Genomic DNA, 12,198 nt, shown 5'->3' with positions numbered 1-12,198 from the left:
ATATAAGGTAAACCTTACCTTCTTTCTTCGTCTGTCACGATGGCGGATGGGCTGCGTCGATGTCCTGGCTGCGCCGAACCGGCGATGTAGGCTCCCAGCCATGGGCACCACGGCGGGTCACGCGCGATCGGGTCGGGCGGCTACGGCAGTGCGCCGGCTGGAGCGCGGGGACCTGGCCGGCCCCGAGGCCCTGGAGCTCATGCGCGCCGCCTGCGGGCAGCCCGAGCCCGAGCTGCGCCGTCTCCTGGCCGAGGAGCTGCCCGCCATGGTCGTGCTTGGCACTGGGCCGCCTGGGCGCCCCACCTCCCTGGCCGCCGCCCTCATCGAGGGGCAGCGGGTCGCCCTGGAGTACATCGCCGTCGATGAGGCGCAGCGCGGTCAGGGGCAGGGCCGCGAGCTGGTGGACCGCCTGGCCCTCCTGGGCTCCAGCATCGCGGCCCGGACCGATGATGACGCCGTCGGCTTCTACCGAGCCCTCGGCTTCCAGGCGTCGCCGGCACCCCCGGACCCGCGCTGGCCCGGCGTCCCCCGCTTCCACTGCGAGCGCTCCGAGCCCGGGCCCGCGCTCATCGAGCGCTGGGAGCGCGCGCACCGGGCGGCGCGCATGGTCGGCTGGGACTTCTCCGCGCTATCCGGGCGGATGACCATGGGCAGCCCGCCCTGGGACTTCGAGGCCGAGTGCCTGGAGGCCCTGCGAGCCCTGGCCGCTCGGGCTCTGGAGGGCCATCAGGACCGCCGGTCAAGAGTCCTGGACATGGGCACCGGCGGCGGGGAGCGCCTGGCCGGGCTCCTCGCGCAGCTCAGCGACGACCAGCGCCGGGCCCTGGAGGTCACGGCCACCGAGGGGTGGCAGGACAACCTTCCAGTGGCCCGCGAGCGCCTGCAAGCCCTGGAGCCCGCCGTCGAGGTCCTCGCCCATGACGCCGATGGCCCCGACCCCCTGCCGGTGCCCGAGGCCGGCATCGACCTGGTGATGAACCGCCACGAGGCCCTCTCTCCCGCCGATGCGGCCCGGGTGCTGAGACCCGGCGGCCTGCTCATCACCCAGCAGGTCGACGGCACCGAGGTCCCCGAGGTCCATCGGTGGTTCGCCACTGAGCCGCTGTTCCCCCAGGTGCGCCCCGGCATCGTCGCCGAGCGCAGCCGGCAGGCGGGTCTGGTGGTTGAGGAGTGCGAGGCCTGGGAGGGGCCCCTGGAGCTGGCCGATGTCGAGGCCCTCGTGGAGTACTGGGGCTATGTGCCCTGGGACGTCCCCGAGGACTTCACCGTGCCCGGGTATGCCACCACCCTGGCCCGGATCCACCGCGACTGCGGGGGAGGTCCGGTGCGCCTGACCGCCCGGCGCTTCCGGCTGCGGGCGCGACGGCCCTGAGGGGCGCGGGACCCGCCGTCGGGCCCTTTGCCAGGGATCTGGACACTGGCCGCCGTGTCAGGCCGCTGCCCGCCGTGGTGCCGGGCAGTCGACCCGTTAGGCTCCCGCCATGACGACCTCACGCGCCGCGCACTGGGAGGCGCGCTATGCCTCGGTGGACCGGCTCTGGTCGGGCCGCCCCAACGACTGGCTGCCGGAGCTCGCCGGGGACTGGGAGCCGGGCGCCGGCCTCGATATCGGCTGCGGCGAGGGCGCCGATACCCTGTGGCTGGCCGAGCGCGGATGGCGGGTCACCGCGGTGGACCTGTCGCCCACCGCCATCGACCGCCTGCGCCGGGAGGCTGCCCGCCGGGGCCTGGACCAGCAGGTCAGCGCCCTGGTCCAGGACGGGGGCCAGAGCCTGCCCGAGGGCCCCTTCGACCTGGTCACCTGCTTCTACGTCCACGGCGGGCCCGAGGAGGGCGGCCTGCGTCTGGGTGACCTGCTGGCCGACGCCGCCGGGCGTGTGGCCCCCGGCGGTCATCTCCTGGTGGCGGTGCACGCCATCAACCCTCCCTGGCACACCCACCACGCCCGCACCTACACCGCAGCCGAGCTCCTGGAGGAGATCGGCGAGTCCGTCGCGGGCTGGCAGACGGTGGTGGCCGAGGAGCGCTGGCGCGAGGCCACTGGGCCCCAGGGCCAGGTCGGCCGCCGCGCCGACGCCGTCCTCTGCCTTCGCCGGCCGGGGTCCCGGCCTGCCGGGGAGGGGGGAGCGACGGCGCGGGCAGTGGGTGTCGAGTCGGCGGCCTCAGCGGTGCCGGCGGAGCCGGAGGCTCGGGCCCACCCGGGGGAGCCGGGGGAAGCGGCCCCGTCGGGGCCGGCATGAGCAGCGGGGCGGCAGGTCCCCCGCCCGGCGCTGACGACGAGGGCATTCCCGCCTGGCTCGCCGAGGTCGTGGTCATGGCCGAGCACGTGCGCTCGATCCTGCGCCGCCAGGCACCCCTCATGGGGGCCGGGATAGTGGCCATGGTGGCCCTGGGGTGGGCGGGAGTCCCCGCCCTGCCCTGGCTCGCCGCCGCCTGCGCGCTGGGCGCCGGGTATATCGCGCTGCGCCACGCCCTGCCCCCGCTGGGCGCCGGCCTGCGCCCGGGCGCCTGGACGGGCCTGGTGCTCCTGGTCCTGGACCTGGCCCTCACGCCCTGGGCCCTGGCCCTGGCCGTGGGCCTGCGCCTGGGCGGGGCACCCCAGCCTCTGCTGCATGCCGCCGCCTGCGCCGCCGCGGGAGCCCTGGTGAGCACCGGGGCGCTGCTGGCCGGGATCGTCCTAGGTGCGCGGAGGCCGCCGGCCGGCGCTTTCGGGCAGGGTCAGGCGGCTATCGACGACGCCGTAACGGAGCCGCAGCCGGACCTGGGCCGGGGCGTGGGCGGAGCAGCGCCGGATCACGGTGGGCTCAGCGGCCGGGGCGTGCTCACACCGGTCTCGGCGGGCCTGACCCTGGTCATGACAGCGGCGGTGGTCTGGCTCCTGGGAGGGTGGCTGTCCTGGTGGCGGGTGGGTGCTACCGCTCTGACCGCCGAACTGAGCACCCTGGTTGTCCTGCGCGCGGGCGCCTGGGCGCGGGCACGGGGCGCAGCGGGGGCCGGGGATGTGGCGGGCCGTCGTGGGCCGGCCGATGTGGCTGGCCGCGCTGATGGTCAGTGATCACCCGGTGATGGTCGATCATTCCGAATCCGCAGGATCCGGTGACAGCACGGCCGGAGGATCCGTCGTCGAATCGTGGGTGGTTCTCGTCTGGTTGGATCCGGTGCGGATGAGCTCCTTGAGGTCATCGCGCAGGATCAGCCAGGTCGAGGCGACTTTGTAGGCTGGAACGATGCCTTCGCGAACCCAGTTGTAGAGGCCCTGCTTGGTCATTCCCAGCAGTTCGGCGGTCTCCGGCACCGACAGGAAACGGCCGTACTCCTGGAACGCGGCCTCGAGGTTCTCGTGGCTCTGACGCCCGTTCACAACAACACCATGCTCTCTATGAGTCAGGATGCGATACGCATCCACTAGCAGTCTGCTGACTCCTTCGTCTCAGGAATATCTGTATCATCTCATTAGTTGGATGTCCTTCATCGTTGGTCACGTCAGGATCTCGATCGCAGGATGTCCCGGAGGAGGCATCGGCAGATGCCCGGGAGCGGATGCCTGGGCGGCCGGCCGCCCGCGGTCGATGAGCCCCGGCAATGGCGATCGTGATGACGGCCCCATCCCCGGAGGCCCGCCCATGACAGGGGCTGATGCCGTTCAGGAAGGTCTCCGCCCTGGTGGGAATCAGCTGCCTATCACCGCGAGCCCATTCAGTATCACCCTCTTCTCTGAGTGATTGGTGGGCGCCGGCACGGGCGGGCCGGGGAGGGCCCTCCCGCTGCGCCGTCGCCATGGGCAGGCGACGGCGCCCCCTCCGCCCAGTGGTGAGGGCGGAGGGGGCGCTTGATGATCCGGGCCGGCCGCTGCTGCCTGGGTTCCGCTACTCCGAGTCCCCGATATTGACGACCCACCTGATGCCGAAGGGGTCGATGAGGACACCGTTGCAATCTCCCCATGGCGCGGTCTCGAGAGGCTCGATGATCGAGGCACGACGGGCAAGGCTGGCCCAGCAGTCGGCGAGCCGCTCCGCCTCCTCACCATTGAGGCACAGGGCCCAGCCCGCGCTCTGCTCACCGCCCGGGTGTAGATGACTGTGGGAGGTGCCCTCGAACCGGTGGTCCCGGGCCCGGATCACGAACCCGTTGTCGGTGCGCAGTACGCCGTAGACGACGTCGTCCTCATGCCCTGGGGCCGTGGGGATCCCCCATGTCCGGAAGGTCTCGATGACCACCTGCCCGCCCAGGGACTGCTGGTAGTACTCCAGTGCTTCGCGAGCCCTGCCCCCGAAGCTGATGTAGGCGCTGAGATCAGCCCTCATGATGCTCCTATCGACGGTGCGTTGCGGAGATTCCGCCTATGTGGACTACTGTCGGGTCGATACATGACGTCTTCTGGCGTGTATGGAGGGGGTATGCGGGCCGACCGGCTGCTACGGATGCTGTGGCTCCTGCGCGGGCGCTCCACTCCCATGCCCGCCGGGCAGCTCGCGACGGTACTTGAGGTCAGTACCAGGACGGTCCTGCGTGACGTCGAGGCCCTGTCCGCCGCAGGGGTCCCGGTGTACACCGAGCGCGGGCGCCACGGTGGTGTCATGCTCCTGGCCGACTACCGGCCCGACGTCCTAGGCCTTAGTGACGATGAGGCGCTGGCCCTGACGTCGGTGATCTGCGTCCCCGGTGCCGGAGCGCTGGGACTCGATAGCCTCCTGCAGTCCGCGATGGGCAAGATCCGCCGGACCGTCGACCGGGATGCACTGCTCGTCGGCTCGCGCGTCCTCATCGACCCTGCGGGGTGGCTGTCCAGATCCGCTGGACCGCCGATGGCCGATGCCCTCGATGCCGTGCAGGGGCTCCGCCGGGTGCGCTTCCGCTACACCTCGGGTGGATCGGGACGGGTCAGTGATGTCTCGACGACGGCACTGGGTCTGCTGTGCGCCGCCTCGGATTGGTATCTGGTGGCGGGATCGACGGCGGAACGCATCCGCTTCTACCGGCTTGATCGCTTGGAGCGCCTCCATGTGGGAGAGGTGGACGCGGATGCCCCGCAGATCGACCTCGCCCAGGAGTGGGCCAGGGCGCGCTGCGGATTCCAGGAGCGCTTCTCGCCCATGACGGCGACCTTGGAGGTGCAGCGCTGCGTCCTGGGCGTCCTGCAGGGACTTGTGAGGATCGAGGAGGTGGCGGGGGCAGCCGATGGGCCCGTAAGGGGAGCGGGTGGGCCGGAAGGCTCTGAGAGCCCCACCGCCGTGGTTCGGATACGGGCGTTCTTCGCTGATGTCTCGCATGCAACTGAGGTTTTGCCCCGTCTCGCTGCACATGTCCGGGTCCTGGATCCTCCCGAGCTGACGCGGGCCCTGCGTGAGCTCGCGGGGCAGGTCCTGGCGGCGGTGCAGTGAATCTCGTGGAAGCTCTGTGAGCCCCGCTGCGCCGTCGCCATGGGCAGGCGACGGCGCCCCCTCCGCCCAGTGGTGAGGGCGGAGGGGGCGTGTGCCCGACAGTGCGGGCGGGCCGCCGCAGCCGGTCGGGGCGGTGGCGGGTCAGCCCCGGGCGCGCATGATGAGCTTGCGGATCTCATCGACCCACAGCACCAGGGAGGCCATGACCACCACGACCAGCCAGTGGGTGAGGTCCAGCGGCGCGGTGGAGAAGGCCGCCTGCAGGAACGGCACCTCCACCACGGCCACCTGAAGCACGATGGCCAGGGCGATGGAGCCCCACAGCCACTTGTTGACGAACAGGTGCTTGAAGGCACTGACCGTCTCCGAGCGCGAGTTCAGGGTGTTGAACAGCTGGGCGAAGACCAGCGTGGTGAAGGCCGCGGTGCGCGCGGTGGCCAGGTCGTCGGTGGACACGCCCACCTCGATCAGCCCACCGGGCAGGAAGATGTCCAGGGTCGCCAGGGTCGAGAAGGCCATGACGGCCCCCACGAGCAGCACGCCCGCCCACATGGCGCCGTCGACGACGCGATCGGTGGGCTTGCGCGGCGGGCGGCCCATGACGTCCTCCACGCTGGGATCCACGCCCATGGCCAGAGCCGGGCCGGAGTCGGTGACCAGGTTGATCCACAGGATCTGGGTGGCCACCAGGGGCAGCACCACGCCGGTCTCGGAGTGGTCGGACAGGCCGATCACCCCCGCCAGGACGACGCCGCAGAAGACCGTGAGCACCTCGCCCATATTGGAGGACAGCAGGAAGCGCAGGAACTTCTTGATGTTGTCGAAGATCCGCCGGCCCTCGCGCACGGCGTCCACGATGGTGGCGAAGTTGTCGTCGGCCAGCACCATGGTGGCGGCCTCCTTGGTCACCTGGGTGCCGGTGATCCCCATGGCGACCCCGATGTCCGCGGCGCGCAGCGCGGGGGCGTCATTGACGCCGTCGCCGGTCATGGACACGGTGTGGCCCTGGGACTTCAGGGCCCCCACGATCCGCATCTTGTGCTCGGGCGCCACGCGGGCGTACACGCTGGTGGCGGCGATCGCCTCGCGCAGCGCCTCGTCGTCCATCACGGTCAGCTCGCGGCCGGTGAGCACCGGGGCGCCGCGCTCGGCGATCCCCAGGTCCGCGGCGATGCGCCCGGCGGTGGCCGGGTGGTCGCCGGTGATCATGAGGACGCGCACGCCGGCGCGGTGGGCCTCGGCCACCGCCGTGGCCGCCTCGGGGCGCGGCGGGTCGATAATGCCCACGACGCCGGCCATGACCAGGTCGCGCTCCATGTCGGAGAAGTCGGCGTCGCCCTGGCCGGCGGCCCTGACGCGGGCGGCCTCGGCCTCATCCAGCACGCGGTAGGCCACCCCCAGGGTGCGCAGGGCGCGCCCGGACATGTCGGCGATGTGGTCGGTGAAGCGCCGGCGGATCTCATCGGTCAGCGGCTGGGCGCTGCCGTCGATGCGCACCTGGGTGCAGTGCTCCATAAGCACGTCGGGGGCGCCCTTGGAGATGATGATCATCCCGTGCTTGGTGTCGGTGTGCAGGACCGACATCATCTTGCGATCGGAGGTGAAGGGCACCTCGCCCACGCGCTCGAAGCGGCCCTCGCGGTGCCCATCGGTGCCCAGCTTCTTCTCGGCCACGAGGAAGGCGCCCTCGGTGGGGTCGCCCACGACGCTCCACACCTCGTCGGTCACGCTCAGCTCGGCGTCGGAGGCCAGGGTGCCCCCGGACAGGACCACCATGACCTCGTCGGCCAGGGCGCCCTCCAGGGGGTCGGCGTCGGGCTGGCCGTCGCGGTCGGCGTCGGGGGAGACCTGGCCGTCGGGGGCGTATCCGATCCCGGTGACCACGGCCGTGCCCGAGGCGGTGACGACCTCCTGGATGGTCATCTCCGAGCGGGTCAGGGTGCCGGTCTTGTCCGAGCAGATGACCGAGGCCGAGCCCAGCGTCTCCACACTGGTGAGCTTCTTGACCACCGCCTTGTGCAGGGCCATGCGCTGGACGCCCAGGGCGAGGACCACCGACAGGATGGCCGGCAGGCCCTCGGGCACGGCCGCCACCGCCAGGGAGACCCCCAGCAGCAGGGCGTGGATGACGGTCTCGGCGCTGCGATCGTCGGCCAGGATGAGCAGGGTGCCCACGACCACCACGGCGATGACGACCACGATGATGCCCAGCATCTTGGAGATCTGGTGGATCTCCTCCTGCAGCGGGGTGGGCTCCTCCTCGACGGCGTCGAGCATGCGGGCGATGGCACCCATCTCGGTGTCCCCGCCGGTGGCCACCACGATGGCCCTGCCGGTGCCCTGGGCCACGGAGGTGCCGCGGTAGACCATGCCGGTGCGGTCGGCCAGGTCGGCGTCCGCGGCGACGGCGTCGGAGGACTTGGTGATGGCGTCGGCCTCGCCGGTGAGGGAGGACTCCACCACGCGCAGGGCGGCGGCGGACAGCAGGCGGGCGTCGGCCCCCACCTGATCGCCCTCGCCCAGGATGAGGATGTCGCCGACGACGATTTCGGAGGAGGGGATGACCAGGCGCGCCCCGTCGCGCAGGACGGTGGAGGTGGCCTTGGTCATCTCCGACAGGGCCGCCACGGCGTCGGCCGCCTTGTTCTCCTGGATGAATCCCAGGACGGCGTTGAGGGTGACCACGGCCAGGATGACCAGGGAGTCCACGGGGATGCCGTGGGCGCCCTCCAGCACCCAGGCGATGGCCGAGATGACGATCGCCCCCAGCAGCAGGAAGACCAGAGGGTCGTTGAACTGGGCCAGGAAGCGCTTCCAGGCGGGCACCGGGGGCTTGGAGGGCAGCTCGTTGGGGCCGTGCTCGGCCAGGAGCCGGGCGGCCTCGGCGGCGCTCAGGCCGGTGGAGGCGTCGGTGCCCAGGGCCGCGGCGACGGCGTCGGCCGGCTGGGCCCAGGGGTGATCGGTGGGTGCCACAGTGGTGGCTGATGATGATGCGGTCACGGCCCCATCACACCAGAGGCGGGCAGGCTCGTGCGAGGGCTTTCTCCCCTGGCGTCTGTGGGATCGGCCGCACCCCTGGCGCCCGCCTGTCGCACCTCTTCGGCGGCGGGGTGGACGGGATCCTGCGGGAAGGCCGGGGTCGGCGGCCGGTGGGGGCGGTGAAGATGTGCAACGGGGCCGGGGTGGGGCGCTCTCGAGCGGCACTCAACGGTGGTGGGCCCGGGAATGCCCCGGGCCCACCACCGTCTCGATCGATCCTGGCTCAGCCCAGGGACGGCTCCAGGCCGAGGGTGCCCACCAGGTGCTCGCGGTAGGCCGGGGAGGTCACCTCGTCCAGCCAGGCGCGGGCCTCGGCCAGGCGCCCCTCGGTGTCCAGGCGGGCGGCGACCTCCTCATTGTTCTCCGCGGTGGAGAAGCGGGTGAGGTCCTCGATGGCCTGGCGGGCCTGGCGGGTGTCGCGGGCCACCTTGGCCTCCAGACGGGTGGCGTACCAGTCCGAGGCCAGGATCGCCTCGCGCTCGAACAGGGCCCGGAACTCGGGGCTGGCCAGCGTCCAGCCCTCACGGCTGGTGCCGTCGATCATGATCTCCAGCAGGGCGCGCAGGGGCGGCACCGCCGACTCGATCGAGCCATCGGCCCGGTAGTGCTCGGCCACCACCTTGTGCGTGGTGACGATGACCTCCACCGAGTCGGCGAAGACGGCCGGATCCTGCAGCTCGGGGCGCAGCATCTCCTCGGTGAAGACCACGTCGGGGTGCAGGAAGATGCGCCCGAAGAAGGTCGAGGCGAAGGCCTGGTTCATGCGGTAGCCCAGGCGCGAGGCCTCAATCGTGCGGCCCTCGTGGGTGAAGTCCTCCATCCGCTCCAGGAACCCGTGCTCGATGAGTGCCTGGGCGTCGCGCTCCTCGGCGGTCATGCGCGAGAAGATCTCGGGGATGAGCAGCGAGATGTCGTGGGCCACCTTGACCTTGGGGCCGATGTACCCCGCGGAGGACAGCCAGCCGTCGTAGCCCCCCAGCGCGTAGGACAGCAGCGCCGCGTTGAGGTCGTAGATGGCCGGCAGCGCATTGAAGGGGGCCTTGGTCAGGGCGCCCTCACTGCCCGCGCCCGTGGTCGAGGGCGACTTCCCGGTCATGGAGGAGATGAACTCCATGAACAGCTCGGGCAGCTCCATGTAGTGCAGGGGGTTGTAGGCGCACAGCGGGGGCACCCCCTCCTCCGGGGGGTTGTTGCGGCGCCCGGCGGCGACGACGTCGACGTAGTGGCGCAGAGGCTCGGCCAGGGCCAGCCCGTGGTACAGGTGCGTGGACAGCTCGGCCAGGGCCGCGTCCTGGGGGCGGGCCAGGTCGGGGCGCACCTGGAGGTAGCGGGGGTTCTTCGAGCGCTTGCCGTCCACCAGGCGCGGGTCGGCCGAGGAGACCCAGTAGACCTCCTCCTCGTCGTCCTGCTGGGCGGCGCGGCGCACCAGGTCCTGCATGGGGGCCGTGAACTGAGACAGGCCCGGGGCGTCGTCGATCATGGCGCGCGCGTCGGCGGGCGTGAGCGGCTCGAAGTTGGACACGAAGATGCCCTCGGGCCCCGGGTCGGCCATGTCGGCCTCGGTCTGCTTGTCGTAGCCGCGCACGATGGCGTCGTCGGGCCGCTGGAAGAGCAGGCGCTCGCAGTTGGCGACGAACTTGCGCGAGACGCTGGAGCCCGCGGTGGAGCGCAGGCCGCCGGGCACGGTGATGGAGGCGGTGATGTCATCCTCGGTCTGGACCTTGGCCGCCGGGGAGAAGTCCGGGCGCAGGGACAGCAGGCGCCAGGAGCCGTCCGCCTCGAAGCCCACGCGCAGCATGTTGACCTTGACCACCTCCCCGTCCAGGCGCAGGGAGTTGCCCTGGCGGCCGTTGATGAGGCCCACCGAGAAGTGGTGGCGCCACTGCTGGCCCCAGTCGGGCTGGTAGTAGCGCTTGACGGTGAAGACGAGCTCCTTGACGTGGTTGGGGATCTGCTCGAGGAAGGCGTTGTGCTCCTGGCTGAAGGCCGAGGAGGGCGTGAAGAGCTTGATGACACTGCCCAGCGAGCGTTCGGCGGACAGGATGGGCCGGTGGTCCTTGCCGTTGGCCTGCGGGTCGGCGAAGCGCTGGGAGTAGTCGCGGTCCAGCAGCGCCTGGACGGCGTCGAGATCGGCCTCCACATCCCCGATGTAGGCCTCGCCGAAGACGAAGGCGTCCAGCAGCGACTTGGAGATCTCCGACTTGCCCCCGCCCGAGACGGTGGCGGGCTTGTGGGCGTGGGTGGCCCAGGGCGCGGTGCCCACCAGGTGCCACTGCTTGGGGTCGCCCTCGCGGTGCTTGGCGTGGACCCGGTAGCCGAAGGGGGTGATGTAGGTGCTGCCGACCAGCAGCGGGATCGAGGCGGTGGAGCCGTCGGGGCGGGGCCAGGTCACGGTCTGGGTGCGCATGGAGTAGTGTGCGCCCCCGGGCACGATGATGATGGACTCGTCCTCGCGGTCCACGGCGTGGCCCTCGGGACGCGCCTCGAAGCGCCCGCCACTGAGCTCGATGGCCCCGGCCACGGTGGCCTCGGCGGGCGTGTGCTTCTCGGTGTACTCCTGGCCCAGGTTGTAGCGGGGGAAGGCGATGGCGCCCCCGGCGTGCTCCTCCTCCACGCAGCCGAAGAGGTTGGCCGAATACCCGATCTGGGTCTTGACCTCCTTCTTGCAGTAGCCGAAGTAGTTGTCCGCGATGATGGTGACGATGACGCCGCGCTCGTCGCGGGCGCAGCACTTGAAGGCCTGGCCGCCGTTGTAGAGCTCGTCCTCGCTGCGGTAGCACATGCCGTCGCGGCGCTGGCGCTCGGTGGCCTCCTCCCAGCGGGGCAGGCCCAGCTCCTTCTTGGTCACCTGGGTCAGGTGGGGGGCCAGGATGACGCAGCCGGTGTGCCCGGTCCAGGACTCGGGGGCCAGGGAGGAGTCGTTCTCCGGCAGGTAGGGGTCGCCGGCGTTGCCGAAGATGCCCTCGACGAAGTCGAGGTTGGAGACCAGGCCGCCGGGGGCGATGAAGCGGGTCTCCATGGTGCGCTGGGCGGAGAAGCCGGGGACCTCGGGGACGACGACGGGGCGCAGCAGCAGGGAGACCCAGGCGCGGGCCGGCTCGTCCTGCTGGGAGGCCCAGGGCAGGGTCAGCAGGCCCTCGGGGGCCTCGACGGCGCGGGCCAGTAGGCGGGCGAAGGTGTCTCGGGGAACGGCGATCTTGTCGTCGGGGATGGGCAGGCCGCCCTCGGCGATGTGGAAGACGCCGGCGGTGGTGCGCCGGTCGTTGCGGGGGTTGTGCAGGACGCCGCCCAGGATGCGGTAACTCGAGACGTAGTCGGACTCGAAGCTGGTGGCGCCCACGGGGAGGGACAGCTCGCGGGCCAGGCCGGGCTGATCCAGCACGAAGGTGGAGCGGGGCAGCTGGGGGGCGACCGGGGCGCCGTCGAGGTAGGAGTCGAGGAAGGACTGGATGCGCTTGTCGGCGGCGCAGGGCCGGTGGGCCAGGCGGCGGGAGAGCTCGCGCTGGCGCGCCAGGATCGGGGACATGAGCCGATTGGTCTCGGCGTGGACGGCATCGGAGGGGACGGGGAGCCCCAGCAGCTCCAGGCGCAGGGCGATCGCTGATGTTGTTGCCGCAGCAGTGTTCATATCGCCAGGGTAGTGGGGTTCGGACATCGGGGCGTCATCAAGTGCCCTGATGACCGCATCGTGGAGATCGTGGAGATCGTGGAGCGGGCCCCGGGCGGGCCCGGGCGGGCCCGGGATGAGGGCGGTGCGACGGCGGTGCCGCGGTGAGGC

The 12,198-nt window shown here is 71.5% G+C and carries 9 protein-coding genes; 5 read left to right on the top strand and 4 right to left on the bottom strand.

Annotation, left to right across the window (positions count from 1 at the left end):
- Window positions 1–100 precede the first annotated feature (100 nt).
- The 3 genes from MANAM107_RS05150 (at window position 101) to MANAM107_RS05140 (ending at window position 3,055) form a co-directional block, all read left to right on the top strand.
- Complete coding sequence (locus tag MANAM107_RS05150) at window positions 101–1,372, top strand: GNAT family N-acetyltransferase (RefSeq protein ID WP_223911985.1); 1,272 nt, start codon at window positions 101–103, stop codon at window positions 1,370–1,372.
- A gap of 109 nt (window positions 1,373–1,481) precedes the next feature.
- The gene (locus tag MANAM107_RS05145; protein ID WP_308443644.1) at window positions 1,482–2,240 is read left to right on the top strand and encodes a class I SAM-dependent methyltransferase; all 759 of its coding nucleotides are present in this window, start codon (window positions 1,482–1,484) and stop codon (window positions 2,238–2,240) included.
- The gene (locus MANAM107_RS05140) at window positions 2,237–3,055 is read left to right on the top strand and encodes a hypothetical protein (protein ID WP_223911981.1); all 819 of its coding nucleotides are present in this window, start codon (window positions 2,237–2,239) and stop codon (window positions 3,053–3,055) included. The genes MANAM107_RS05145 and MANAM107_RS05140 overlap by 4 nt, the downstream gene beginning before the upstream one ends.
- Before the next feature lie 18 nt (window positions 3,056–3,073).
- Here MANAM107_RS05140 and MANAM107_RS05135 read toward each other — a convergent pair whose 3' ends face one another.
- Window positions 3,074–3,406 (bottom strand): helix-turn-helix domain-containing protein, encoded by a 333-nt coding sequence (locus MANAM107_RS05135; RefSeq protein WP_223911978.1) that lies wholly within the window; start codon window positions 3,404–3,406, stop codon window positions 3,074–3,076.
- 460 nt (window positions 3,407–3,866) lie between these two features.
- A complete protein-coding gene (locus MANAM107_RS05130; protein WP_223911975.1) occupies window positions 3,867–4,304 on the bottom strand; it encodes a VOC family protein in 438 nt (145 codons plus the stop codon).
- Window positions 4,305–4,397: 93 nt separating this feature from the next.
- On the opposite strand from MANAM107_RS05130, the gene MANAM107_RS05125 reads away from it, so the two are divergent.
- Window positions 4,398–5,381, top strand: coding sequence for a helix-turn-helix transcriptional regulator (locus tag MANAM107_RS05125; protein ID WP_223911972.1), 984 nt, complete (start codon window positions 4,398–4,400; stop codon window positions 5,379–5,381).
- Between the two features lie 141 nt (window positions 5,382–5,522).
- On the opposite strand, the gene MANAM107_RS05120 is transcribed toward MANAM107_RS05125, so the two are convergent.
- Window positions 5,523–8,354: a cation-translocating P-type ATPase gene (locus tag MANAM107_RS05120; protein WP_223911969.1), complete on the bottom strand. Its 2,832-nt coding sequence runs from the start codon at window positions 8,352–8,354 to the stop codon at window positions 5,523–5,525.
- 289 nt (window positions 8,355–8,643) lie between these two features.
- Entirely contained in the window at window positions 8,644–12,048 is a 3,405-nt protein-coding gene (locus tag MANAM107_RS05115) for a PPi-type phosphoenolpyruvate carboxykinase family protein (protein ID WP_223911966.1), read from the bottom strand.
- A gap of 12 nt (window positions 12,049–12,060) precedes the next feature.
- On the opposite strand from MANAM107_RS05115, the gene MANAM107_RS13065 reads away from it, so the two are divergent.
- On the top strand, window positions 12,061–12,195 hold the full coding sequence (locus MANAM107_RS13065) for a hypothetical protein (RefSeq protein WP_263421929.1): 135 nt from the start codon (window positions 12,061–12,063) through the stop codon (window positions 12,193–12,195).
- Window positions 12,196–12,198: the final 3 nt, after the last annotated feature.

The organism is Actinomyces capricornis (assembly GCF_019974135.1).
GTDB classification, from domain to species: Bacteria; Actinomycetota; Actinomycetes; order Actinomycetales; family Actinomycetaceae; genus Actinomyces; species Actinomyces capricornis.
Note: the sequence above shows the minus strand (reverse complement) of the source record. Positions and strands in the feature narration are given on the sequence as shown.

Excerpts from the sequence above, each read along its gene's own strand:
- MANAM107_RS05150 (WP_223911985.1), top strand. The coding sequence starts at position 101 with ATGGGCACCACGGCGGGTCACGCGCGATCGGGTCGGGCGGCTACGGCA.
- MANAM107_RS05145 (WP_308443644.1), top strand. The coding sequence starts at position 1,482 with ATGACGACCTCACGCGCCGCGCACTGGGAGGCGCGCTATGCCTCGGTG.
- MANAM107_RS05140 (WP_223911981.1), top strand. The coding sequence starts at position 2,237 with ATGAGCAGCGGGGCGGCAGGTCCCCCGCCCGGCGCTGACGACGAGGGC.
- MANAM107_RS05130 (WP_223911975.1), bottom strand. The coding sequence starts at position 4,304 with ATGAGGGCTGATCTCAGCGCCTACATCAGCTTCGGGGGCAGGGCTCGC.
- MANAM107_RS05125 (WP_223911972.1), top strand. The coding sequence starts at position 4,398 with ATGCGGGCCGACCGGCTGCTACGGATGCTGTGGCTCCTGCGCGGGCGC.
- MANAM107_RS05115 (WP_223911966.1), bottom strand. The coding sequence starts at position 12,048 with ATGAACACTGCTGCGGCAACAACATCAGCGATCGCCCTGCGCCTGGAG.